The 23,828-nt window shown below is 73.3% G+C and carries 23 protein-coding genes and 2 pseudogenes; 11 read left to right on the forward strand and 14 right to left on the reverse strand.

Annotation, left to right across the window (positions count from 1 at the left end; all coding sequences use genetic code 11):
- The 3 genes and pseudogenes from ACWDRR_RS38970 to gap form a co-directional block, all read left to right on the forward strand.
- Positions 1–91, forward strand: a pseudogene (locus tag ACWDRR_RS38970) (transglycosylase family protein); the annotation flags it as partial.
- A 277-nt stretch (positions 92–368) separates the two neighbouring features.
- Positions 369–1,325, forward strand: a complete 957-nt coding sequence (locus ACWDRR_RS38975) for a GlxA family transcriptional regulator (protein ID WP_449777027.1) — start codon at positions 369–371, stop codon at positions 1,323–1,325.
- 179 nt (positions 1,326–1,504) lie between these two features.
- A complete protein-coding gene (gene gap, locus ACWDRR_RS38980; RefSeq protein WP_449777028.1) occupies positions 1,505–2,503 on the forward strand; it encodes a type I glyceraldehyde-3-phosphate dehydrogenase in 999 nt (332 codons plus the stop codon).
- A gap of 114 nt (positions 2,504–2,617) precedes the next feature.
- Here gap and ACWDRR_RS38985 read toward each other — a convergent pair whose 3' ends face one another.
- Complete coding sequence (locus ACWDRR_RS38985) at positions 2,618–3,652, reverse strand: extracellular catalytic domain type 2 short-chain-length polyhydroxyalkanoate depolymerase (RefSeq protein ID WP_449777029.1); 1,035 nt, start codon at positions 3,650–3,652, stop codon at positions 2,618–2,620.
- A 283-nt stretch (positions 3,653–3,935) separates the two neighbouring features.
- Here ACWDRR_RS38985 and ACWDRR_RS38990 point away from each other — a divergent pair, with 283 nt between their 5' ends.
- The 3 genes from ACWDRR_RS38990 (at position 3,936) to ACWDRR_RS39000 (ending at position 7,923) form a co-directional block, all read left to right on the forward strand.
- Entirely contained in the window at positions 3,936–4,670 is a 735-nt protein-coding gene (locus tag ACWDRR_RS38990; RefSeq protein WP_449777030.1) for a TetR/AcrR family transcriptional regulator, read from the forward strand.
- Between the two features lie 23 nt (positions 4,671–4,693).
- The gene (locus ACWDRR_RS38995) at positions 4,694–6,187 is read left to right on the forward strand and encodes a carboxylesterase/lipase family protein (protein WP_449777031.1); all 1,494 of its coding nucleotides are present in this window, start codon (positions 4,694–4,696) and stop codon (positions 6,185–6,187) included.
- 149 nt (positions 6,188–6,336) lie between these two features.
- Complete coding sequence (locus tag ACWDRR_RS39000) at positions 6,337–7,923, forward strand: purple acid phosphatase family protein (protein WP_449777032.1); 1,587 nt, start codon at positions 6,337–6,339, stop codon at positions 7,921–7,923.
- Positions 7,924–8,047: 124 nt separating this feature from the next.
- Here ACWDRR_RS39000 and ACWDRR_RS39005 read toward each other — a convergent pair whose 3' ends face one another.
- Together ACWDRR_RS39005 and ACWDRR_RS39010 are read right to left on the reverse strand one after the other, a co-directional pair.
- Positions 8,048–9,373 carry an alpha/beta hydrolase gene (locus tag ACWDRR_RS39005; RefSeq protein ID WP_449777033.1) on the reverse strand — a complete coding sequence of 442 codons (1,326 nt, stop codon included), beginning with the start codon at positions 9,371–9,373 and terminating at the stop codon, positions 8,048–8,050.
- A gap of 438 nt (positions 9,374–9,811) precedes the next feature.
- Positions 9,812–10,318, reverse strand: a complete 507-nt coding sequence (locus tag ACWDRR_RS39010) for a carboxymuconolactone decarboxylase family protein (protein ID WP_449777034.1) — start codon at positions 10,316–10,318, stop codon at positions 9,812–9,814.
- Between the two features lie 268 nt (positions 10,319–10,586).
- On the opposite strand from ACWDRR_RS39010, the gene ACWDRR_RS39015 reads away from it, so the two are divergent.
- Positions 10,587–12,020, forward strand: a complete 1,434-nt coding sequence (locus ACWDRR_RS39015) for an FAD-dependent oxidoreductase (RefSeq protein ID WP_449777035.1) — start codon at positions 10,587–10,589, stop codon at positions 12,018–12,020.
- Positions 12,021–12,059: 39 nt separating this feature from the next.
- Here the strand turns inward: ACWDRR_RS39015 and ACWDRR_RS39020 are convergent, their stop codons facing one another.
- Complete coding sequence (locus tag ACWDRR_RS39020) at positions 12,060–12,812, reverse strand: RDD family protein (RefSeq protein ID WP_449777036.1); 753 nt, start codon at positions 12,810–12,812, stop codon at positions 12,060–12,062.
- Positions 12,813–13,217: 405 nt separating this feature from the next.
- Here ACWDRR_RS39020 and ACWDRR_RS39025 point away from each other — a divergent pair, with 405 nt between their 5' ends.
- The gene (locus ACWDRR_RS39025) at positions 13,218–13,517 is read left to right on the forward strand and encodes a DUF4193 domain-containing protein (RefSeq protein WP_449777037.1); all 300 of its coding nucleotides are present in this window, start codon (positions 13,218–13,220) and stop codon (positions 13,515–13,517) included.
- A gap of 371 nt (positions 13,518–13,888) precedes the next feature.
- Here ACWDRR_RS39025 and ACWDRR_RS39030 read toward each other — a convergent pair whose 3' ends face one another.
- The 5 genes from ACWDRR_RS39030 to ACWDRR_RS39050 all read right to left on the reverse strand — a co-directional run bounded on the left by ACWDRR_RS39030 (position 13,889) and on the right by ACWDRR_RS39050 (position 18,320).
- Positions 13,889–14,326 (reverse strand): glutaredoxin domain-containing protein, encoded by a 438-nt coding sequence (locus ACWDRR_RS39030; RefSeq protein ID WP_449777038.1) that lies wholly within the window; start codon positions 14,324–14,326, stop codon positions 13,889–13,891.
- Between the two features lie 83 nt (positions 14,327–14,409).
- The gene (locus ACWDRR_RS39035; RefSeq protein WP_449777039.1) at positions 14,410–14,808 is read right to left on the reverse strand and encodes a DUF4440 domain-containing protein; all 399 of its coding nucleotides are present in this window, start codon (positions 14,806–14,808) and stop codon (positions 14,410–14,412) included.
- A 133-nt stretch (positions 14,809–14,941) separates the two neighbouring features.
- On the reverse strand, positions 14,942–16,186 hold the full coding sequence (locus tag ACWDRR_RS39040; protein ID WP_449777040.1) for a cytochrome P450 family protein: 1,245 nt from the start codon (positions 16,184–16,186) through the stop codon (positions 14,942–14,944).
- 579 nt (positions 16,187–16,765) lie between these two features.
- Positions 16,766–17,542, reverse strand: a complete 777-nt coding sequence (locus ACWDRR_RS39045) for an NAD-dependent epimerase/dehydratase family protein (RefSeq protein WP_449777041.1) — start codon at positions 17,540–17,542, stop codon at positions 16,766–16,768.
- A 235-nt stretch (positions 17,543–17,777) separates the two neighbouring features.
- The gene (locus ACWDRR_RS39050; RefSeq protein WP_449777042.1) at positions 17,778–18,320 is read right to left on the reverse strand and encodes a TetR/AcrR family transcriptional regulator; all 543 of its coding nucleotides are present in this window, start codon (positions 18,318–18,320) and stop codon (positions 17,778–17,780) included.
- Positions 18,321–18,529: 209 nt separating this feature from the next.
- On the opposite strand from ACWDRR_RS39050, the gene ACWDRR_RS39055 reads away from it, so the two are divergent.
- Positions 18,530–19,045, forward strand: coding sequence for a cupin domain-containing protein (locus ACWDRR_RS39055; protein WP_449777043.1), 516 nt, complete (start codon positions 18,530–18,532; stop codon positions 19,043–19,045).
- Between the two features lie 33 nt (positions 19,046–19,078).
- Here ACWDRR_RS39055 and ACWDRR_RS39060 read toward each other — a convergent pair.
- The 3 genes and pseudogenes from ACWDRR_RS39060 to ACWDRR_RS39070 form a co-directional block, all read right to left on the reverse strand.
- A pseudogene (locus ACWDRR_RS39060) lies at positions 19,079–19,396 on the reverse strand (hypothetical protein); the annotation flags it as partial.
- Between the two features lie 468 nt (positions 19,397–19,864).
- Positions 19,865–20,389, reverse strand: a complete 525-nt coding sequence (locus ACWDRR_RS39065; protein WP_449777044.1) for a hypothetical protein — start codon at positions 20,387–20,389, stop codon at positions 19,865–19,867.
- Between the two features lie 109 nt (positions 20,390–20,498).
- A complete protein-coding gene (locus tag ACWDRR_RS39070; protein ID WP_449777045.1) occupies positions 20,499–20,768 on the reverse strand; it encodes a hypothetical protein in 270 nt (89 codons plus the stop codon).
- A 181-nt stretch (positions 20,769–20,949) separates the two neighbouring features.
- Here ACWDRR_RS39070 and ACWDRR_RS39075 point away from each other — a divergent pair, with 181 nt between their 5' ends.
- Positions 20,950–21,840, forward strand: coding sequence for a hypothetical protein (locus tag ACWDRR_RS39075; RefSeq protein ID WP_449777046.1), 891 nt, complete (start codon positions 20,950–20,952; stop codon positions 21,838–21,840).
- Positions 21,841–22,036: 196 nt separating this feature from the next.
- Here ACWDRR_RS39075 and ACWDRR_RS39080 read toward each other — a convergent pair whose 3' ends face one another.
- Complete coding sequence (locus tag ACWDRR_RS39080) at positions 22,037–22,600, reverse strand: PadR family transcriptional regulator (protein WP_449777047.1); 564 nt, start codon at positions 22,598–22,600, stop codon at positions 22,037–22,039.
- Positions 22,601–22,724: 124 nt separating this feature from the next.
- On the opposite strand from ACWDRR_RS39080, the gene ACWDRR_RS39085 reads away from it, so the two are divergent.
- Complete coding sequence (locus tag ACWDRR_RS39085; protein ID WP_449777048.1) at positions 22,725–23,114, forward strand: nuclear transport factor 2 family protein; 390 nt, start codon at positions 22,725–22,727, stop codon at positions 23,112–23,114.
- A 19-nt stretch (positions 23,115–23,133) separates the two neighbouring features.
- Here the strand turns inward: ACWDRR_RS39085 and ACWDRR_RS39090 are convergent, their stop codons facing one another.
- Entirely contained in the window at positions 23,134–23,688 is a 555-nt protein-coding gene (locus ACWDRR_RS39090; protein WP_449777049.1) for a cupin domain-containing protein, read from the reverse strand.
- Between the last annotated feature and the right edge of the window lie 140 nt (positions 23,689–23,828).

The raw sequence follows: 23,828 nt of genomic DNA on the forward strand, positions 1-23,828 counted from the left end.
GGCCCAGCAGATCACCATCGGCGAAAAGGTCCTCGCCGCCCAGGGCCCCGGCGCCTGGCCCGTCTGCTCCGTCAAGGCCGGCCTCACCAAGTAACCCCCCTGCAACACCCCGCCCCACCCAGGGCCGCACCACGACAACGCCGCTGCACCCGACCCGATCACCCATCCGGTCCGGTACAGCGGCGTCGCGGCATTCCCGGACCCGTCCAGGACCGAGCGTCGAACCCTGGCCTGTCACGCCCTCCGACGGGCGGTCGCAGCCGGGTCCCGCCCTGCCCCCGGTGGTGGCAGGATGCTTGCGGTAGCGGGTGTCCACGTCACGGGTCCCGGCGGAGCCGCCCGTCCGGTCGGCGGGAGGGAAGGGTCCGATGGCTCGCAGGAATCACCGCGTCGCCGTGCTCGTACTGGAGGGCGCGAAGCCGCTCGACGTGGGCATTCCCGCTCAGGTGTTCTCCAGCCGGCCGAGCATGCCCTACGAGGTGCGGGTCTGCGGAGCGGCGCCCGGGCTGGTGACCGGCGGGGACGGGCTCGCCTACCACGTGGCCGACGGGCTCGACGCCCTGGAGCAGGCGGACACCGTGTTCGTGCCCGGCTACCGGGATCCGGCGACCACCGAGCCGCCGGCCGCGGTGGTCGCGGCGCTGGTGGCCGCGCACCGCCGGGGGGTGCGGCTGGCGGCGATCTCGACGGGGGCGTTCGCGCTGGCGGCGACGGGGCTGCTGGACGGCCGGAAGGCGACCACGCACTGGCACTACACGAAGGCCCTCGCCGAGCAGCACCCGCTGGTCTCGGTGGACGAGAACGTGCTGTTCGTGGACGAGGGCGACCTGCTGACGTCGGCGGGCGCGGCCTCCGGCATCGACCTGTGCCTGCACCTGGTGCGGCGTGACCACGGGGTCGGGCTCTCCAACCACGTGGCGCGGCGCCTGGTGGCCGCGCCGTACCGCAGCGGCGGGCAGGCGCAGTACGTCCCGCGGAGCGTGCCGGAGCCGCTCGGCGACCTCTTCGCCGGCACCCGTGAGTGGGCCCTGGCGCATCTCGCCGAGCCGCTGACCCTGGAGACGCTCGCGGGCATCGCGCGGGTGTCGGCCCGTACGTTCTCGCGGCGGTTCGTGGAGGACACCGGCTACACGCCCATGCAGTGGGTGCTGCGGGCCCGGGTGGACCTGGCGCGCGAGTTGCTGGAGCGGACGGACCTGGGGGTGGAGCAGATCGCCGACCGGGTGGGGCTCGGTTCCGGGGCGAATCTGCGGCTGCACTTCCAACGGATCCTCGGGACCTCGCCGACGGAGTACCGCCACACCTTCGCCGCCCCGGGCTCCTGATCCTCCGGCGCCGGCCCGGTTGCCGAAACCGTCGAGGTCCTCGCTGGCGGGATCCTTGCGGGCGGTGGCGACGGGTGTGGCGAGATCCTTGCGCACCCTGTCGATCCAGCCCCTGTCCGCGGCTCGTTCGAACGCCGAGCATGGAGAGCGAAACGAACGGAACGGAAGGGACGACCCCCATGACCCGCATCGCCATCAACGGTTTCGGTCGCATCGGACGCAACAGCCTGCGTGCCCTGCTCGAACGCGGCAGCGACCTCGAAGTGGTCGCCATCAACGACCTCACGGCGCCCGATTCCCTTGCCCACCTGCTGAAGTTCGACAGCTCGCTCGGTCGCCTCAACCGCCCGGTCTCGGTGGACGGAACCGACCTGGTGGTCGACGGCCACCGCATCAAGGTCCTCGCCGAGCGCGACCCCGCCGCCCTGCCGTGGAAGGAGCTCGGTGTCGACCTGGTGCTCGAGTCCACCGGCCGCTTCACCTCGGCCGACGCCGCCCGCGCGCACCTCACGGCGGGTGCCCGGCGGGTCCTGGTGAGCGCCCCCTCCGACGGCGCCGACGTCACGCTCGCCTTCGGCGTGAACACCGACGCCTACGACCCGGCCGAGCACGTCATCGTCTCGAACGCCTCGTGCACCACCAACGCCCTGGCCCCGCTGGCGTCGGTGCTCGACGAACTGGCCGGCATCGAGCACGGCTTCATGACCACGGTGCACGCCTACACCCAGGAGCAGAACCTCCAGGACGGCCCGCACCGCGACCTGCGCCGCGCCCGCGCCGCCGCGGTGAACATCGTGCCCACCACCACCGGCGCCGCCAAGGCCATCGGCCTGGTCCTCCCGAACCTCGACGGCAAGCTGTCCGGCGACTCCATCCGCGTGCCCGTCCCGGTCGGCTCGCTCGTCGAGCTGAACACCACGGTGGCCCGCGAGGTCACCCGTGACCAGATCCTCGCCGCCTACCGCGAGGCCGCCGACGGCCGGCTGAAGGGCATCCTCGACTACGCCGACGAGCCGCTGGTCTCCGGCGACATCACCGGCGAGCCCGCGTCCTCGATCTTCGACGCCGCCCTGACCCGCGTGGACGGCAAGCACGTCAAGGTCGTCGCCTGGTACGACAACGAGTGGGGCTTCTCCAACCGGGTCATCGACACCCTCGAACTCCTCGCGCAGAACTGAACCCCGGCGGACGCTCGTCCGCCGGGAGGAACGCCCCCGACCGGAGCCGACGGGGGTCGGCGGGCCACCGCCCCGCTGCCGGCCGGGGCTCCGGGCGGCAGCGGGGCGGTCGGGTCAGGCGCCGAGGCCGTGGACCATGGCGGTGATGGCCCGCATCTGGGGCGCGGACTTCACGGCGAAGTCGTGGCCGGTGTAGCCGAACCAGTCCCAGCAGCCCTGGGGGTTGACGGGGACGAGGCCGGCGACGGCCTGGGGGTAGAGGACGACGAGGTTGTTGGTGTCCGCGTAGGTGTCGAGGTTGCCGAGGCGCGGGAAGAGGTCGCCGAGCAGGTACTGCCCGGAGAGGCAGCCGTGCAGGGCGACGACCAGCTTGCAGGGCTGTCCGGCGGCGCAGGCGGGCGGGGTGTAGAGCATGCCGGTGGTGTCCATGCTCAGCCGGGACGCCGAGCCGCCGGGGGTGTAGCGGTTCTGGTCGAAGTGGGTGAGGGTTCCGGCGGGGGCGCCGTCGTTGGGCGGGTTCACGCGTCCGAGCCAGTGGGTGAGCATCTCGCGCTGCGGGTCGTCGCCGCAGTCGTTGACGAACGGGGGCAGGGTCAGCCCGCACGGCACCACCCCGTGCGGGCTGGGCCAGGAGTGCCCGGCCCAATCCCAGTCGTGGTAGCGGACGTTGGCGCCGAAGTCCTCGTAGAAGGCGACGCCGCTGTCCGAGAGCAGCGGGTTGACGAGCGGGTCGAGCCGGCCGTGGTAGACGTACACGGGCTTGCCGGCGAGGTTGCCGACCGGGTCGATGCGCCCCTGGTCGGACCAGTCGACGGCCTGCTGCTCCAGTTCGGGCAGCCCGTGGCCGACCAGGCAGACGGCCGCGTCGACCACGTTGCCCCGGCCGCAGTAGTAGGGGCCGGCGGCGACGATGCCGGCGCCGTCGAAGGTGCCGGAGTAGGCGACCTGGAGCTGGGTGGCCAGGAAGCCGCCGGAGGAGACGCCGGTGACGTAGGCACCGGTCAGATTGAGGTGCGGCAGCGCCGGCGCGGGGTCGGCCGCGGCCCGGGCGGGGGCGGCCGGGCCGAGCGCGGCGAGGGCGCCGGCGGCGGTCAGGACGGCCGCCTTCCTGAGCGCCCGGGTCAGACGGGGCAGGGAGCGGAACACCATCGAGCACACTCCGTGGGGTGGGTGGGGTGGGGTGCCGTGACGTGGTGCTTCGACCGCCGCCCCGGCTCGGGGCGGCAGCGGGTGAAGGCCCGGCCGGGGGCGCGACTACAGGGGCGGGGGCGCGGGTGCACGGGCGGCTCCTCCGGGCATGCGCCGAACCGACCGATCGATTGATTGGTAACCGGCCGACTATGGAGTACCGTCCTGCTTCAGCGGTACGTTGTCAACCAATCGATTGGTTGGAACTTCGACGTCCCGCCGTTCCGGACCCTGGAGGAACCGCATGGAGCACCCCGGCTGGCAGCCTCGCCGGACGGCGGCCGTCGAGCCCGACCTCCCCGCCGGCGTGACCCCGCCCGGGACCCGGGGGCGCATTCTCGAAGAAGCCCTGGGCCTGTTCGCGGAGGCCGGGTTCGCCGGTACCTCGATCCGCCGGATCGGCTCCGCCGTCGGCATCAACTCGGCGACCCTGTACGCGCACTACCCCTCCAAGGAGCACGTGCTGGCCCACCTCGTGCTGATCGGCCACGAGGAGTTGCACGCCCGGCTGACCGAGGCCGTGCAGAGCACCCGGGGCGCCGACGCCGCCACCCGGCTGGTGGCTCTGGTGCGCGCACACGCCGACGTCCACACCCGCTTCCCGCTGCTGGCGATCGTGACGGACGGTGAAATCCACTCCCTGGCCCCGGACCTGGCCGCACCGGCCCTGGAACTGCGGCACTCCTGCTGGCAGTTGCTGCTGGACGTCATCGAACAGGGCGTCGCCGACGGGGTGTTCACCGTCTCCGAGCCGCTGCTGGCGGCCACCGCGATCAGCGCGATGGGGGTACGGGTCGCCCACTGGTTCGGCCCCGACCAGCCCTACACCCGGGAGCGGATCGCCCGGGCCCACGGCGAGTTCGCGCTGCGCATCCTCGGCGCCGCCCATGCCGATGCGGTGGCGGGCGCCGACACCGCCGCCGCCGCCGACACCGATGCGGTCGCGGGCGCCGACCCGGGCGCCGACGCCGACCGCTGACCAGACGACGAGGAGACCCACCCGTGCATCCGGTCGTTCGCACCACCCAGGGCGCGCTCCGCGGCGCCCGCGCCGCCGACGGCGTCGCCGCCTTCCGCAACATCCCCTACGCCGCACCGCCGACCGGCCCGCTGCGCTTCCTGCCACCGCAGCCGCCCTCGCCGTGGAGCGGCGAGCGCGACGCCACCCGCCCGGGGCCCACCGCACCCCAGGCGCCGTACGCCCCGCCGCTGGACACCCTGCTGCCCGAGACCGCCGTCCCCGGCGAGGACTACCTCAACCTCAACGTGTGGGCCCCGGACCCGGCCCCGGCCGCCCTCCGGCCGGTCATGGTCTGGCTGCACGGCGGAGCCTTCACCAACGGCTCCGGCTCCCTGCCGATGTACGACGGCACCGCCTTCGCCCGCGACGGCGTCGTCCTGGTCACCCTCAACTACCGCCTGGGCGCCGAGGGTTTCCTCCACCTGCCCGGCACCGTGCCCAACCGCGGTCTGCTCGACCAGATCGCCGCCCTCGGCTGGGTCCGGGACAACATCGCCGCCTTCGGCGGTGACCCCGGGAACGTCACGGTGTTCGGCCAGTCGGCCGGTGCGATGAGCATCGCCGCCCTGCCGGCCGTGGAACGCGGCCGCGGGCTGTTCCACCGCGCGATCCTGCAGAGCGGCGCCGCGCACCACACCCACGGCCTGCGCACCGCCGACCTGGTCCGCGAGCGGCTGGCCGAGCTCCTCGGCGTCGAACCCACGCTCGAAGCGATCGGCGCCCTGCCCGCCGACGCACTCGTCACGGCGCAGCAGCGGCTGCGCGCCGCCGTCACGGCCGACCCGGACCCCGACCGGTGGGGCGAGGTCGCCCTGAACCTGATGCCGTTCGAGCCCGTGGTGGACGGCGAGGTCCTCCCCCGGGATCCGCTCGCGGCCGTCCGCGCCGGGGCGGCGGCCGACATCGATCTGATGGTCGGAACCACGACCGAGGAGTTCCACCTCTACCTCGCCCCCACCGGCCTGCTCGACGCCCTGCCGGAGGCCGCCCTGCCGGCCCTCGTGGCCCGCTACGGCCTGCCCCCGGAGGCCGTGGCCCGCTACCGCGCCGACCGCCCCGGCGCATCGCCCGGGGAGGTGCTCTCCGCCGTCGCCACCGACTGGTTCTACCGGATCCCGGCCGTCCGCCTCGCCGAGGCGCACGCCCGGCACCGTCCGGACGCCACCCACGTCTACGAGTTCGCCTGGCGCTCCCCCGCGTTCGACGGACGGCTCGGGGCGTGCCACGCGGTGGACGTCCCCTTCGTCTTCGACGCCCTCGGGGCCCCCGCTCTCGCGCCCCTGCTCGGCGACCGGGCACCACAGCGGCTCGCCGACGCCGTACGCCGGGCCTGGATCGCCTTCGCCACCGACGGCCGTCCGGGCTGGCCGGCCTACACCCCCCACGACCGCGTCACCCGGATCTTCGACACGCACCCCACGCTCGTCTCCGACCCCCGCCCGCACGAGCGCACCCTGTGGGACTCCCGCCGCTGAGGCCGACCCGCCGGCCGCCGTGCCGTTCGTGCGGGCCGCGCCGGGCAGTCCCCCCGCCGTCCTGATACACCGTCCGCGCGCCCGGACGCGCGGAGAGTTCACGGCGCGACCCCCGCACGGTTCACCTCCGTGCGATAGGGCTGACCGTCATGAACCCTTCCAGCGGACGATCCCCTGTCAGCAGGCGCGGGCTCCTGGCCGGCGCCACCGGTGTCGGTCTCGGCGGCGCCGTCTCCCTCTCCGGCGTCGCGGCCGCGCCCGCCGCCGCCTCCCCGCTGCTGCTCCCGCGACCGGACCGCTCCGGCGCCCCGCGCGTCGCCGGCCTCCACCTGCAGTTCGGCCGGGACGCCTCGCGCGAGGTGGTGGTCTCCTGGCACACCACCGCCTCGGTCTCCGACCCACGGGTCGTGTACGGCACCGCGCACGGCGGCTTCGGCCGGACCGAACAGGCCTCGACCAGTACCTACCGCGACGGCGCGTCGGGCACCGAGGTCCAGGTCCACCACGCCCGGCTGACCGGCCTGTCCGCCGACACCGACTACGTCTACGCCGCGGTCCACGACGGAGCCGCCCCGGAGCTCGGCACCGTCCGTACCGCCCCGCGCGGGCGGGCAGCCCCCTTCACCTTCACCAGCTTCGGCGACCAGGGCACCCCCACCCTCGGCAAGCGGACCGCGGGCGGCTTCGTCAACGACAACCTCGGAAGCCCCGCCGCCGGCGACACCACCGCCGGAGTCGAGCGCATCGCCCCGCTGTTCCACCTCGTCAACGGAGACCTCTGCTACGCCAACCTCGCCACCGACCGGGTCCGCACCTGGTCCGACTGGTTCGAGAACAACAGCCGCTCGGCCCGCCACCGCCCCTGGATGCCCGCCGCCGGCAACCACGAGAACGAGCGCGGCAACGGCCCGATCGGCTACGGCGCCTACCAGGCCTACTTCGACCTGCCCGCCTCCGGCGGCGACGACGAACTGCGCGGCCTCTGGTACGCGTTCACGGCCGGCGCGGTCCGCGTCATCAGCCTGAACAACGACGACGTGGCCTACCAGGACGGCGGCGACTCCTACGTCCACGGGTACTCCGGCGGATCCCAGCAGCGCTGGCTGGAGCGGGAGTTGGCCGCCGCCGACGCGGATCCCGAGATCGACTGGATCGTGGTCTGCATGCACCAGGTGGTCATTTCCACCGCCGACAGGTTCAACGGTGCCGATCTCGGCATCCGCGAGACCTGGGTCCCGCTCTTCGACAAGTACGGCGTCGACCTGGTGGTCTGCGGCCACGAGCACCACTACGAGCGCTCGCACCCGATCCGCGGCCAGCAGCCGACCGACACCCGCACCCCGATCCCGGTCGCCACCGACACCGGGACCGTCGACACCACCCGCGGCACCGTCCACATGGTGATCGGCGGTGGTGGCACCTCCGCCCCCTCCAACGGGCTCTTCTTCGACCCGGCCAAGGCCCGGGTCATCACCGGCGTCGGCGCCGCCGACCCGGCCACCGGCAAGCGGCCCCCGGTGTACGTGATCGAGGACGCGCCCTGGTCGGCCTTCCGCGACGCCGACCACCCGTACGGCTTCGCCGCCTTCGAGGTCGACCCGGGCCGGCGCGGTGGCCGGACCACCATCGCCGTCACCTACTACGCCGTCAGCGGCCCGTACGGGGACCTCGTCCCCGTCGACCGCTTCACCCTCACCCGCCCACGAGGCGCCCGCGGCGGCGGCCACCGGCCCTGACGTACGGCCACCCCCGCGCGCGGCCGGACCGCGACGGCGCCGCACCGGTGCCGGGACGCCCGGTCCGCCGGTCGAGGCCGCGGCCTCCCGGTGCTGCGGCAGGCGGCCGCAGCACCGGTGGCCGTCATCCGGTCAGCCCGGTCCGCTGGGCGAGCCAGGGGATCTCGCGCTCGAAGGCGCCACCGAAGACGGTCCATCCGTGGCCGCCCGGGACCAGCTCGAACGTGGTGGTCATCCCGGCCGCCTCGACGGCCGTCCGGACGTGCTCCAGCTGCGGTCGGAACTCGGAGTCGTCCTCGCCGACCAGCAGGGCGATGGCCGTGTCCGGGAACTTCCGGCCGGCCATCACCTGCAGGGGGTCGACCGCGTCGAAGCTGGCGCTGTCCCCGCCGTAGGCCTCCTCGACGGTCTCGTCCCTCGTCCCCAGGGTGGGCTCGTCCTGGCCGGAGATGTCGAGCACGGTGCCGAAGTGGTCCGGGTCGTTGACACCCAGCTGGAGGGCGCAGGTGCCGCCCATCGACGCCCCACCGATCGCCCACGAGCCCCGGCCGGTGGCCGTCTGCAGGTTCTGGTGGATCCAGTCGGGCACGTCGACGGTCAGGTAGGTGTACGTGTTGGCGATCCGCGAATCCAGGCAGAGCGTGTTGTTCCAGGTCGAGCCGAGCTGGTCGGCCATGACCACGATCGGGGCGAGCCCTCCGTGCTCGGCCGCGAAGGCGTCCAGACGCTCGTTCACCTGGCCGCCGAAGAGCCAGTCGCCCGGTGTCCCCGGCTGCCCGGAGAGCAGGATCAGCACCGGCAGCAGCGGCCGCGGGGTGGCCTCGTAGGCGGGCGGGAGGTAGACGTACGCGTCGCGGGCCTCGAAGCCGGACCTGGTCCCGGGGATCGGCACCTCCCGGATGCTGCCCTTCTCCGGCAGGTCCGCCGGAGGCACCCAGACCTCCGACAGCGGCCTTCCCGGGGGAGCGTTCGTCGTCGAGGCCACGTGGGGTGGAATCGACCGCTCGGTCCGGACCAGCCAGGGCGCGAGGATGACCCGGCCGGTGGGGAACTGCCCGAACCCGATGTTGACCTGCACGACGGCCATCAGCGCCACCAGGGCGCCGGCACCGATCGCGAGCAGCCGACGCCGCCACGTCAGACCGATCATCCGATGGACGACAAGCGAGACTCCCAGCAGGGCGACGCCCGTCCAGCCGACGACCCGCAGGGGTATTCCCCCGGGGAAGGGGAACCACCATTCGTCGACCACGAAGGCGAGCACGGCGAGCAGCGCCGCGGCCGAGCCCAGCGCGGAGGGCAACCGGACCCTCCACCAGTTGCGGCCGCGACCGACGGCGAGGACGAGGAGCGCGGCCCACCCCATCACGAGGACGACGTACGGAACCGGGCCGGTGGTGAGCGGCCAGTCGATCGGGTTCCAGGGGGCGGCGAAGGTGGATGCTGTCATTCGGCTGTGTGCCCGGGCGGGCCCCGCACCGTGCGATCACCGACGACAGTGCGGACCCGCGTCCTTGTCGCCGCCCGGCCCGGCCCGGACGGAACCCCGGCGTGCTCAGCGGCTCAACAATGACTTCTCCGGGAAGTCCTTCCGGTCGGATTGTCGAGGTGGTTGCCTCCCGTGCACGGCAGTGAGCCGTGCACCGGACATATGCGCCGTACACGGCCGACATTGACACGCGGTCGGAACCACGGGTCGGCCGGACGACGGCTGCGCCACCAACCTACCGGGGGCCCGGAGGCGTCGACGGGGCGGGTGGGCGGCTGCTCAGGATACCGGGCGCGCTCCCCGCGTGCGCGGTCCGCGCCCGGTACCCGCCGGCCCGCGCCGCGCCCCGCGTGGCCGGGCCCGTTCCGATCCCGAACGGGCCCGGCCACGACGGCGGTTCTACTTCCAGGGGTCGCTGAACGACCGGCCCGGCACCGGCTTGGCCACGAGCGCCACCGCGATGAAGAAGTTCACCTGCCCGATCGCGAACATCAGGGTGGTGAGCGCCCTGGCGTCGAAGTGCTCGGACACCCGGGCGTAGAGCTCGTCGGAGACCCTCTCGCCGTGGGCGGACGGCTGGAGCACCGCCTCCACCAGGGCCAGCGCGGCCCGCTCGGCGCCGGTGAAGTACGGCGAGTCCTGCCAGGACGCCACCGACGCGATCCGCTCCTCGGACTCGCCGGCCTTGTTCAGGAAGCCCGTGTGCAGCACGGTCAGGTAGGTGCTGCCGACGATCTGGCCGGCCCGCAGCTGGACCAGGCTGATCGTGCCGCGCGGCACCGAGCCGTTGCCGGTCGCCCTGAACAACGCCGCCGACACCTCCGCCAGCTCCGGGACGAGCTGCCCCGGGTCCTCGGACATGCGCGGAACCATCGGTACCTCCGCCGTGATCGATCGTGTTTCCATGGCCGTCTCCTCCGGTGCTCCGTCATTGCTGTCACTGCTGTCACTGCTCCGACGGATGGCGGCCGGAAAGTGTGACAGGGCCGGAGAACTCCCCCGCCCTCCCCGATCGCGACCCTCCGCGCGCGGACCGCTCCGGCGCGCGGAGGGTCGCGGAGGGTCGCGGTGGGGGCGTGCGGAAGCAGTGGGCCGCCTTCCGCTGGCCACTGGTCCCGCCGCCCCTGCACCCTGGTGCCGGAGACGGGCAGCCGGCCGTCGGAGGAGGGGCTTGATGGGAACGCGTGCGCACGGGTCGGACAGCCGTTGGGAAAGGGCCGTGGTCGTCGGCGGCGGATACAGCGGTCTCGTGGCGGCCCGCGTGCTGACCGGCTGCTTCCGCGAAGTCGTCGTCCTGGAACGGGACGAGGTGGACGAGGACACCGGCGTCCACCCGCACGCCCCGCAGGGCAGCCACGCCCACGCCATGCTGGCCAAGGGCGCGGAGGTCCTGGAGACGCTCTTCCCCGGCCTGCGCGCCGAGATGCTCGACCTCGGTGCGCCGGTCTACGACTACGGGGAACGGCTGAGCTTCCTCCAGCCGGCCGGCTACGCCCCCCGGCACCGGACGGGCGTGCTGATCCAGTCGTTCACCCGGGAGGAGCTGGAACGCCGCCTGCGGCGCCGGGTGTTGGCGCTGCCCGGCGTGACGTTCCTGGCCTCGGCGCGGTGCGAGGGCCTGCTGACGGAGCGCCCCGGGGCCGTGAACGGCGTGCTGTACCGCGCGGCCGGGTCCGCGGAACCGACCCGTCTGGAGGCGGACCTGGTGGTCGACGCCTCGGGGCGGGCCGGCGGCCTGGACCGCCGGCTCGAGGCGCTGGGCGTGACGGTGCCCGAGCCGCGCGTGGTGAAGGCGAGGATCACCTACACCTCGATGAACTTCGCCGGGCCGGAGCAGGACCGTCCGGACTTCGACGGCGCCTACCAGATGATGTTCGCGCCGGACATCCCGCGCGGGGGCGTCGTCCTGGCCGTCGAGCGGAACCGTTGGACGTGCTCGCTGTTCGGCTTCGACGACCAGGTGCCGCCGACCGACGACCAGGGCTACCTCGACTTCGCCCGCAGCCTGGCGAACCCCCGGCTGGCCGACCTCATCGAGCACCGCACCCGCCCGGAGCCCACCCACCGGTACGTCAACCCCAACAACCAGTGGAGCCAGTACCACCGGATCAAGGCCTGGCCCGAGCGCCTGCTCGCCGTCGGCGACTCGGTCTGCGTGTTCAACCCGGTGTACGGGCAGGGGCTCACCGTGGCCGCGCTGGAGGCCCAGCTCCTGGACGGCATGCTGGCCGCGCGGCGGGCCGCCGGCGAGGGGCTGGACGGCCTGGGCCGCGGGTACCAGCGCCGGGTCGCGCGCCTGCTGCTCGTTCCCTGGACCCTGTCGAGCAATTCGGACCTGATGTGGAACCCGCACGAGCGACCGGTCTCGGCCAGGATCGCCCACTGGTACAACACGCAGGTCTTCGCGGTGTCCGTGCACGACCCGCAGGTGTGGGCCCGGTTCGTCAGGGTGGCCAACATGGTCGCACCGCCCGGTCTGCTCTTCCGGCCCCCGGTCCTGGTGAAGGTCCTCGGCGCTGCGCTGCGCCGCCGCCGCACCCCGTCGGCGACCCGTGCCGGCCAACCGGTGCCCGGGCCGACGGAGCCGGTCTCCCCCGGGGCACGCTGACCCGGCTCCGTCGAACCCGCCGGGGCAACCGGCCACCGCTCAGGCCTCCTTGACCACCACGGTCTTGGCCGCCTTGTCGTGGAAGCACTGCTGCAGCGGCTTGTCCCAGAGCAGCGACAGGACGTTCACCAGGGCGAACAGCGAACCGATGCAGTAGACCGCCTGGGGCAGCCCGTAGACCGCGCTGCGGGCCCAGAGCTCGTTGTCGGAGGGACGCCCGCCGTGCACCGCCGAGACCACCCGCAGCTTCATCGCCTTCTTGCCGACGGACTGCTGGCCCTGGCTGAGCATCATCACCGCCTCGTAGCCGAAGACGACCACGGCGCCGATGACGGCGGCCACGATCGAGCCGACCGCGGTCGCGACGACGAACTGGACCACGAGCAACGGAATCAGCAGCACGCCGCAGTCGATCAGACGGGCCAGGAACCGATCGGCGGCAGTGGCCAGGGTACGGCTGCCCGGCGGCGGCGGGCCGTACGGGCTCGCCGGGCCCACCCACGGCGGGAGCCCGCCGTCGCCCTGCGGGTAGCCGGCGGGGGCGCCCTGCGGGTATCCGGGCGGCGGGTAGCCCGTGCCCGGCGGCGGGTAGCCCGCACCGGGCGGCGGGTAGCCGGGGGCACCCTGGGGGTGGCCGGGCGGCGGGTACTCCGCCTGCGGCGGGTAGCCGGCACCGGGCTGCGGGTCGTACGGGCCCTGCGGCACGCCGTAGCCCGGCTGGGCCGGCGGAGGCTGCTTGCCGTAGGGGTTCTGGTCCTCGGGGTAGCCGTAGCCGGGAGGTGGGTTCGTCATCGTCCTACTCGTCTCGTGGCGGCTTGTCCCTCGGGTCTAGTGGCTCCGGCGATCTCTTAGGAAGTAGTTGGGGCCAACCGTTACATGAACGGCAAGGACGCGGCGCCCGGGCCCGGCGCGCAGCTCATGGAGTGGCCCCGATCGGAGTCGAGAGCGCGGTCGGCAGGATCCGGGCGGACTTCATGGCATGATCGACAACCGCATCGGACGCGATCGGCACCGCCTGCCGTCGCCGTCCCGCCCCTCGACCGCCCCGACCGTCCGCACACCGCCCCGCCCTGCCACCACCAGGCCACCGGCCGCCCGACAGCCGGGGAATCGCTCCCCGCCCCTCGGAGCACCGCGGCCACCACCAGGCACGTCGCACACGACGTAAACTTCAACCACGACGACAAGGGACCAGCTGTGGCAACCGACTATGACGCCCCCCGCAAGACCGACGACGACGGGTCGCACGACAGCATCGAGGAGCTGAAGACCCGCCGCACCGACACCTCCAACGCCGCCATCGACGCCGTCGACCAGCTCGAATCGACCGACGGCGTGGAGCTGCCCGGCGCCGACCTCTCGGGCGAGGAACTCACCGTCACCGTGCAGCCCATGCTGTCCGACGAATTCACCTGCGTGAACTGCTTCCTCGTCCACCACCGCAGCCGCCTCTCGCGCCTCAAGAACGGCCAGCCCATCTGCCTCGACTGCGACTGATCGCCGGCAGACCCCGCCCGTCGGGCGGGCACCGCGTTTCCGCCGGGCGCCACCGGGAGCCGCACCACGCGCGTCCGCCCGCGGTCCGTGCATCGCCGCACCCGGGGCGGGGCGGCACGGAGCGTGCGGGTGCCCGGCCGCCGGCGAGGGGTCGGCGACGGGGCAGCACGGCACCGGGACCGCCGTCGCAGTGTTCGTCGACGGCGGTCGGAAGCCTCCCCGCGCTCCGTCTCGTGACACCCGGTTCGTGACTCCCGGTGACCCCGCCGCCCCGGGTCGCACCGGGTCGTGCCGTGACGCCTGGGTCGTGCCGACCGTCGACGGCCGGCACGGGGGCTCGGACGGCGCCGTGCCGGCGGGCCGCACCCCGCTCAGGCGGAAGGGGCGAGCTGCTCCCGTACCCACGCGGGATCGGGGTTCACGTGCGGCCGGCCCGCCACGAGCACCGTCGGTACGGTCTCGTTGCCGTCGTTGGCCGCCCGCACCACCGCGGCTCCGGCCGGGTCACGCCAGATGTCGACCCAGTGCACCTCGCGGGCGCGACGACCCAGCCGGATCCGCAGGCGGATGCAGTACTTGCACCCCGGCCGCCAGAAGACCACCGGCCGGCCGTCGACCGCGCTGCGGCGCTGTGCCTCCGGCGCGCCGAGCGACCTCGGGAAGACCAGGGGCGAGTGCACGACCGCGAGCAGCACGAAGAGCGCCAGGAGTGCCGCGCCCCCGACGACGTCTCCCCGGAGGATCAACCCCGCCCCGACGAGGGAACCGGGCAGCAGGAGCAGGAGTGGCAGGGTCCAGGCGCGCGTCATGAGAACGAAGGCTAACGGCGGGCCGGACACCCGCTCCCACCGGGCCCGCTGCCGGCCGACCTCCCGGTCCGTAGCCCGACGGATCAGGGCTGGTCGTACCAGGAGAACGCCGCGATCCGCCAGCCCTCCGGGGAGCGGACGAACTGGATGGTCTTCGTCCCCCCGCCCTCGTACGGCTCGCCGTCCAGGACCCCGGACTTGCGGTACTCGCCGAAGCGCGACGCGATGTCACCCGCGATGTCGGTTCGTTCGGAGGTCTCCCACTCGGAGAACTCGACCAGCCGGCCCTCCGTCAGCAGCCGTCGGCGGGGCTCGATGAACTCGTCCACGGTGTAGACGGTGAACTTCGGGCCGGTCACGACGATCACGCCGCCGGGGATCATCAGCCGGCGGAGCCGGTCGACGTCGGCGGTCCTGCCGTCCCGGTTGTCGAAGGACCCGAAGAATTCGGCGGTCACCATGTCGATCTCAGCCTTGGACATGGCGCGACGGTAGCACCGGGCGGGCGGCGGGCCCAGCGGGTTTCGGCGGGCGGCCGCCCCACCCGGCACCCCACCCGGCACCCCGCCCGGCCGTCACATGCCTGAGGCCGTACGCCTGCGGTCGGGACGGGGGTCACACGCCGGCGGTCGGGACGGGGGTCGGGACGATCCAGAGCTCGGCCGGGCCGTTGACGACGGCGGACCGCAGCCGCACGGGAGGCGGTCCGTCCGGGGCCAGGACGGCGTCCGGGTGGGCTCTGAAGAATCCGTCCAGGGCCACTTCGGCCTCCAGCCGTGCCAGCGGGGCGCCCAGGCAGAAGTGCGGGCCGTGGCCGAAGGCCAGGTGGTCCTTGACGGGGCGCGTCGGGTCGAAGTCGTCCGGCCCGTCCGGGTGGACCTCCGGGTCGCGGCCGGCGGCGCCGAAGGCCAGCAGGATCGGCTCGCCCCGGCGGATGACCACGCCCTCGCCGAGCTCGATGTCCTCCAGCGGGTACCGCAGCGGGAGGTGCATCACCGGGCCCTCGTGACGCAACGTCTCCTCGATGACGTCCGCCCACCCGAGGGCTCCCTCACGGACCAGGGCGAGGTACCGGGGGTGGGTCAGCAGGGCGTGGACGGCGCTGGTGATCAGGTTGACGGCGGTCTCGTAGCCGGCGCCGATCATCAGGAAGAGGGTGTCACGGGACTGCTCCTCGGTGGGCTCCGCGTCACCGCCGGTGCTGACGGCCGCCACGTCGCTGGCGAGATCCGGTCCGGGCTCGCGGCGCTTGAGGTGCAGCAGTTCGGTCAGCAGCGCGTTGATCTCCACCTGGGCGCACCGCATCTCGTCGGGCGTCGACGCCGTGATCAGCAGGCTGTCCATCGCCCTGCCGAGCGGTGGCCGCATGGCGGCGGGCACCCCGAAGAGGTCGCAGATCACCGTCATCGTCAGCGGGAGTGACAGGGCCCGGCGGACGTCGACGGCCTTGCCCGGGCCGAGTCCGCCGATCGCGCCGATCAGGTCGGCGGCCGTCGCCTCGATCCGGGGGCGCAGCGCGGACACCCGGCGGGGCGCGAACGAGCGCGTCATCCGCCGCCGTGCCTCGCGGTGTTCGCTCCCGTAGAGGTTGAAGAAGGTCTGTTGCAGTGCCAGCGGTGCCAGTGGCCATCCCTCGGGCACCTCGGCGAGGCCGGGCCAGTGCTTGCGCGGGTCCCGCGAGACCCGGGGGTCGCCGGCCAGGGCCCGGATCACCTCGCTCCGGGTGACGGACCAGGCGATGATGCCGCCGGGCAGTTCGACCCGTACGGCGGGCCCGGCGGCGCGGAGCCGTGCGTTCTGCAGGTGCGGGGCCCGGGCCGCCATGTCGAGTACGGGGCAGCCGATGTCATCGGGAGTCATGGGCGTGCTCCTCGGGGTTCCTGGGGCCCCGGGCGGGGCGGTGTCACCGGCCCCGGCCTGCCGTGCCAGCGGTCCACGTGTTCGTTGTAGGGGGGCGGGGTGCGGCCGTCAACGGCCCCTCCGCCCAACCGCTTTCGCTGCGGCGCGGGCGCTTCGGCACGGCCGGCCTCCGCCGGAGGGGCTCACCTGCCCGTTCGGCTCCGCGCGGGGGTACGCCCCGCACCGGAGGTAGCGTCCGGCGGCCGGTCCGTCCGCCGCAACGGCATGACCCGCCCTGGACGGTCGCGCGGAGCCGGCCTCGTTCGGCTGCACGACAGGCCTTCCGCCGGAACGGCGTGGTCGGACAGGCACCCGGTCGACCCGTGAACCGGGCCACCGGCGTCGGCGTCGGGAGGGATCGGGCGGGCGAGGCGTGGGAGGAGAACGCCCGGGCGGATCTTCACCGGACCGCGCCCCCACGGCCCACCCCGTCGTCAACGAAGCGGTGCAGGGCCCCACGTGGCGGGCTCCGGGGCTCGAAGCCCGCCACGCACACGGCACGAGGCGACCCGACCGGACCACACAACGGCCGAGCCGGTCTCAGATGTGCCGGAGCGTGTACTCCGCGCCGGCATAGACGCCACCCTGCGGATCACTCGCAGCCGGTTCTCCGTCCGTCGGAAGAGACGCGTCGAAGGCCTCGGCATCGTCCAGGGGCACGTATCCCAGATCCGCCCCGGCATCGATGTCCCAGAAACGGCGGGCGTTGGCGGAGACCGCGTACACGGTCGCGAAGCGCACCTCGGGAGCGGTGAGGGCCGCGCGGACGAAGCCGAGACCGTCGCGCGGGCTCAACCAGGTCGACAGATGCCGCCGCTCGCTCGGCGCGTCCTCGAAACTCCCGATCCGCAGGCACACCACCGACAGGCCGAACTTGTCCGCATACAGGCGCCCGAGAGCCTCCACCGCAACCTTGCTCACCCCGTAGAGGCCGTCCGGGCGCGCGGGCATCGCGGGCGTCACGGTCTCCGCGACCGGGTAGAAGCCGCTCACCCGGTTGCTGCTGGCGAGCACCACCCGCCGCACCCCCTGCCGGCGCGCGCCCTCCAACACGTTGTGCGTCCCGCGGACGTTCCCCTCCAGCAGATCCGGCAACGGCGCCTCATCGGGGACCCCGCCCAGATGCACCACCGCATCCACGTCCTTCAGGGCGGCCGCCACCGCGTCCGCGTCCCGCAGGTCGAGCCGGTGAACCTCTTCCGTCGGCGACTGCGCGGTGAGCCCGACCCGGTCGACGAGCACCAACCGCGACACCTCGTCGCGCAGGCCGGCCCGCACGACCGACCCGATCCGCCCGGCAGCGCCGGTGATCGCCACAGTCCCAAGTCTCGTTCCCATGCCGACCACCCTGCCTCATCCCACCGACATCCGGACCCCGCGGGTGCCGGAAGGCCCCCGTCACCCGATGCACCGGACGGAGTCATCGGTCCGCCCCCGCTCATGGGTCGCAGCGGGTCGTCGCGGCTTGCCGGTCAGCACTCCGGCCGGTCAGCACTCCGGCCGGACGGGATCCGCCGGGGAGGCCACGGACGGCCGCCGTCCGCCCCCCGGTTCAGTCCGCGTGACTCGGCCAGCAGTTCATCAGCTGGTCGGCGACGGCGTGGAGTGCTTCGCGCGGTACACCCGAGGCGGCCTGGACGGCGAGTCCTTGAACGACGGTGACCAGGAGCCGCGCGAGGGCCCGGGAGTCGGAGCCGGGAGGCATGCCGCCGCCGTCGGCGAGGGACTCGAGCCGGTCGGCCAGGCATTGCACCCCGTCCTCGCGGAGCCCGGTCAGGTATTCCTGCACCGCGGCCGAGCGGGGGTTCACGGCGAGCGCACTCTGCACGACCAGACAGCCGTGCGGGGTGTGGTCGCCGGCGACGGCCTCCACGGCGGAGTGCACGAGCGTGCGCGCCAGCGCCTCGGCCGTCGGCTGGTCGAGGGCGGCCTGCAGGTAGGAACCCGGGCCGGCCATATAGCGTTCGACGACCTGGCGGAAGAGCTTCTCCTTGTCCCCGAACGCCGCGTAGATGCTGGGGGCGCTCATTCCCATGGCCGTCGTGAGGTCGGACATCGCGGTGCCCTCGTAGCCGCGGGTCCAGAAAGTGAGCATGGCCGCGTCCAACGCCCGCTCGGGATCGTAGCCGCGAGGTCGACCACCCGGCATGAGACGTGCCCGCCCTTCTCGCGCCCATGTGCCGCGCCGCGCCCTCGGAGCGGGCCCTCGGGCCGCCTGCTGAGGCCGTGTTGACACGTCGGCGTGCGCACGGAATAGTTTATTAACGATCGCTAGGATACTCCCGTTCGGCAACGAGGAGAGCCATGAGCCTGATCGATCCCTACGCGACGGACCCCCGGTACACCAAGCGAAGCGCGGTCTACGTGCCCAGTGAGCAGGGGAAGACCGCCTGGGTGTTCGCGGATACCTACACCCTGAAGGTCGGCGGACAGGAGACCAACGGCGCACTGACCTTCGTCGAGGCGACCGTGCCGCCCGAGGGGGGCCCGGCACCGCACGTCCACAATGATCACGACGAGGCGTTCTACGTGATCTCCGGGGAGCTGGAGTTCCTCAACGGGGACGAGACGGTGACCGCCGGTCCCGGCGGGTTCTTCTTCGTCCCTCGGGGCACGCGGCACCGCTTCCGCAACCGCGGTTACCACGCCGCCAAGATGATCTTCTTCTTCACTCCCGGTGGCATCGAGGAACTGCTCTTCGCCAACGCCATACCGGCCGAGCCGGGGGTCGCCCCGCCCATCCGGCAGCTCAGCATCGCCGAGCCCATGGCCGAGCTGATGGAGCGCTACGCCACCGAGAACCTCCCCGACCCCGAATAGTCCGGCCGGAGGCCCCGCGGAGATGTCGCCGGATCAGGCGAGCAATCCGTCCCCGGGATCGAGGGAGGAGCCGAAGCCGGCCAGGGCGGCGAAGTCCTGGTCGAGCAGCCCGACCCGTGGGTCGACGTGGTGCAGAAACGCCCGTCCGGGGTGGGCGGCGGCGATGTGGGCGTGGTCCGCGTCGGTCTGCTCGTCGTCCACCCAGACGAAGGGCCGGCCGTCGGCATGGGCGACCAGCGGCGAGGACTTCCAGTGGACTCCGTCCGGGCGCTCACGCATCAGGGCGCCCCCGAAGTCGACGAACGGCAAGGGCGGGAGGCCGAGGACGGAGCCGATCCACCGGTTCGCGTCGCTGCGGGGCGGGATGGGTGGCGCCCGGCGTCACTCGGTCGAGGCGGGAAGCAGGACCTACCGACCATCGGCACACCGGCGCCCTGACACTGAGCACCCCGAGCAGCCGCGCCGGTCCTTCGTCCGCGCTGCGGCGATGCCCGGACCCGGCCGTTGGAGGAGCCGGCCGGTCCGGGGACCGGACCGGGACGGTGCTTCGCGCCGACCCGGCAGACACCGACGCTCGCACGACAGGCACCGCACGTGCCCCCGTCGGCCGACCGGACCCGGTCGGCCGACGGGGGACGCAGTGGCTACCGGACGATCACCACACAGCCGTTGCCGCCCGCTCTGCCCTTGGTGGCGCCGTCCCCGGCCGGGCACCTGCCGCCGGGTTCCTGGGGGCGTTGTGGAGCGTGGGGTCGACACCGCGGCCCTCGGCCCCGGCCCCGGGGGGCGCTCGCGGGGTTCGCCGCCGGGCCCGGGACTTCAGCCCTGCCGGCTTGTCTCGACGACCGGCACGCCGAACGGCTTGCTGTTGTTGCCGAGGTGGAGGATGTCGTCGATGCTGCTGACGCTGACCCGTCCGCCGGTCAACTCCCCGAGAGGAGCATCCTCGGAGACCCTGATCGGGACGAGTGCGGTGACGCTCTGGACCGGGTCGAGGCCGGCCGGGAAGGTGCACCGGACGGTCCAGATGCCGAGCAGGCCCTGCGTCGCCTGGCAGTCCTCGGGGTAGAAGGGCTCCCCGGGTTCCACGTGGCGCGGCAGCCGGACGGTGACGGTGAAGCTGTTCGCGGTCTTCTGGGGGCCCCCGTTGGCGACGAAGGCGTGCACCGTCGTCGTGCCGCCCGGCGCAGCCGGGTCCGGGTCGAGCCGGATCACTTCCAGGTCGGAGTTCGATGGCAAGGCCGCCTGGGCCGTCGTCACGGGGACCAGGACGGCCATGAACGCCGCTCCGACCACCAGCGCCAGGCGCCCGGTCTTGATACGACGAGCTCTCGTACGAGTCACGTCCGCTTTCCTTCCGACAGGGTGGAGAGTTCAGGCGCGGCCGTGCGGCCGCGCCTGGTGTCCATCGTCTGCGGGGTGCCGAACTACCGCGCGGCCTGGCGGTTCGTGGTCACTCCATCGAGTGAGAGGGCGGCACCCTCCCCGGGCCGGCGTGGGCGCGGGCCCGGGCGGGGACGCCGGCCTGCTGCAACGGTGCGATCGACGAACCCGCGTCGACGGCGGCCTGGCTGCCGGTACCGTCGGTGCAGAAGCCCTGGCCGCCGCAGTGGGAGGTGTACCGGTCCCGCTGACTCCGGTCGACCCCGTACATCCCGTCCCAGCGGGCCGGCATCTGCCGCTGCCCCGGGTGGTCGTCGTAGCCGCCGGGCGAACCCACCACGGCCCCGAGGTGCCGGCCGCGCCGCGGGAGCGGCTCGCCGGAGCTGACACGGGTGCACCCGGGTCATTGAACCGGTATCAGGATCACCGATCTGCCACCGGAACCCGGTCCGGATCCTCCCCGGAGGCCGAGTGGGACGCAGACGGGGTGACGGCTGGTGTCCGGTGTCGTTGATCATGGCATGAACAGGAACCGGAACCGGATCAGGCGGGTCGCGCTCGCGGCCTGCACCGCATGGGTGGTCGCGGCCGTCGCCGCTCCCGCCGGTGCCTCCCCCGCCGTGCCCCCGCCCCCGGGCGCGTCCGCCGTGCCCGGGGCGCGGGCGGCGGAACCCGACCCGGGCGAGCTGGACGACAAGGCCCGCGACAGGCTCCACCACGCGATCGTCATGACGGACTCGGCCCAGGAGGTCTGGTCCGTCCTCCTGGGGTCGGGCATCGATCTGCGGGCGCTGATGGACGTCCCCCGCGAGGAGTTCCTCGACGAGGACGGCCGGGAAGACGTGAAGCGGCGCCTGGCCGAGGTCGAGGAGTTCTTCGCCCCCGGGGACGGCCCCGCGATGATCCGGGACATGACCTCGACACCGCAGTGGCAGGACGCGGTCGCCCACCGGATGATCGCCGCCGACGCTCCGGTGGGAGAGGACGTGCTGCTGCTGCTCGGCGCCCACAAGTACATGGACGCGCCCGCCACGGAGGGCCACGGCGAGCGGATCTCCTTCCAGGTCAACCAGGAGAAGTCCCCGGGCGTCGCGACGGCGGCGCTGGGGTTCTCCGGCGAGCTGACCTGGAGTGGACAGGGCGACCGCACCTACACGGTGACGGGGGTTCTGCACGCGCACTGCGGCAAGATCGGCAGGAGCACGACGTGGCTCCAGTACGGCGGCACCGACGAGGACTGGAAGGACTCCGAGGAAACCGGCTGCTCGGACCTCGGGAGGTCCTGGCGGGACATCACGGTCACGGGAACGCTCGCCCCGAACCAGAAACTGGAGCTGCGGCTCGGCACCTGGAAACTCGCGTCGTGGAAGTACTCCGAAACGAAGACCTACACCCCCGCCCCGGCCGAGTAGGCCCGTCCGGTTGCTCGGCCCTGCCGCCCGGCATTCCGCCCTGGTCCCGCCTCGCCCGTCCCTCTCTCCACCGGCCCGGCGCAGCGGTGCGGGTCGTGGGCGGCGCAGCGGTGCGGGTCGTGAGCGGCGCAGCGGTGCGGGTCGTGGGCGGCGCAGTGGTGCAGGTCGTGGGCGGCGCAGCACCCCTGGCCCCGGGTCAGTTCACCGCACCCTGACGCTGATCCAGGACGGCGAGGACCTGCTCGCCCCACCGGATGTTCTCCCGTTCGAACGCCAGGCCCCGCATCAGGGTGAGGTACGGGCCGATCCGGTCGGCGCGGGCGAGGTGGTCGGACTCGGTCCGGCCGTCGAGCAGGCGGTCGCGCAGCCGCTCGTACCGCGCCAGCTTCGCCCGGGACCACGCCAGTCGTTCGGCGACGCCCGCCCGCACGGCCCCGGCATCGCCCTCGTCGACGGCCTGGACCTTCACCAGCAGCTCGTCGCGGATGGCGGTCGGCTTCGAGGCCTCGGCCGTGAAGGCGGTGAGCGCCGCACGGCCGGCCTCGGTCAGGGAGAACAGCCGCTTGTTGGGTCGCCGTTCCTGGACGACCGTGCGGGCCGCGATCAGGCCGTCGCCCTCCATCCGGTCGAGCTCCCGGTAGAGCTGCTGGGGGGTGGCCATCCAGAAGTTGGCCACCGAGGCGTCGAAGCCCTTGGCCAGGTCGTACCCCGACGCCTCACCCTCCAGGAGTGCCGCGAGAACGGCGTTGCGCAGTGCCATGAAGGGAAGCTATCAGCAGGGCGATTACTCATGGAGTTGACTACTCGTCCTCTGGACGCCGGACAGGGCGGCCGTTAGCCTTCGACCCACCTAGTCATCGAATTGACTAATCAAGGAGGGGTCCATGCATCCGTTCCGCAAGGCTGTCGAGGCGGGCGACCACGACGCCCTCGTGGCGCTGCTCGCCGACAACGTCGTGTTCACCAGTCCGGTGGCGTTCCGGCCGTACGCCGGCAAGGAGACGACCGCCGCGATCCTGGGCCGGGTGACGCAGGTGTTCAGCGACCTCCGGTACGTCCGGGAGATCGCCGACCCCGGCGGTCGCGACCACGCGTTCCTCTTCACGGCGAGGATCGGGGACGTGGTCGTCAACGGCTGCGACTTCCTGCACTTCGACGAGGACGGCCGGATCGACGACTTCCTGGTCATGGTGCGGCCGCTGTCGGCGGCGAACGCCCTGGCCGAGGCGATGGCGCGGTTCGCGTGGCCCGCGAAGGGGTCGGCGGAGGCGTGACACCTCCGCCGGACCGGTGCTACGCCCCGCCCGCGCCGCCGAGGGCGTAGAGGCCGGGGAGGTTGACCACGATGGCCTCCTGGGTGCTGCGGGCGATGACGACGACCGCCTCCTCCTCCGGGTCGGGATTCTCCTCGCGGTGCGGGACGAACGGCGGCACGAAGATGTAGTCGCCGGGGCCGGTGCGCAGCCGGACCTCCTCGGGGGTGCCGGACGAGTCGTCGACGAAGACGAACTCCGGGTGGCCGCTGACCACGTGGATGGCGGTCTCGGACTCGCCGTGGTGGTGGTCGGAGGAGGCGGTCGCGGGGGCGACGTGGGTCTGGCCCATCCAGAGCTTCTCCGAGCCGACCGTGCGACCGCTGATCGCGGCGAAGCGCCGCATCCCGCCGGTCTGGGCGGTGCCGTCGTCGAGTTCGCCGGCGCGGATGTGGTGCAGCCGGGCCCGCAGTCCGGTGCCGGCGGGGGCGTCCGTGCCGTGCAGGTGCGGGTGGAACCCGGTGCCCGCCTCCGTGACGACGGCCGTCCCCTCGCGGGCGGGAGCGGGGGTGTGCGGGTGGGAGTCGGCGGACATGGTGCTCCTCGGACGGGACGGACGGGACGGACGGGACGGCACGGGAGGGCGCGGGGGCAGGGCACGCGCCGGGCCGGCGGGCGGCGGCCACGCGGGGCCGCGCGGGGCGGCGGGGGCGGCCCGGCGACCTCCCCCGGATG

Source organism: Kitasatospora sp. NPDC003701 (assembly GCF_053587085.1).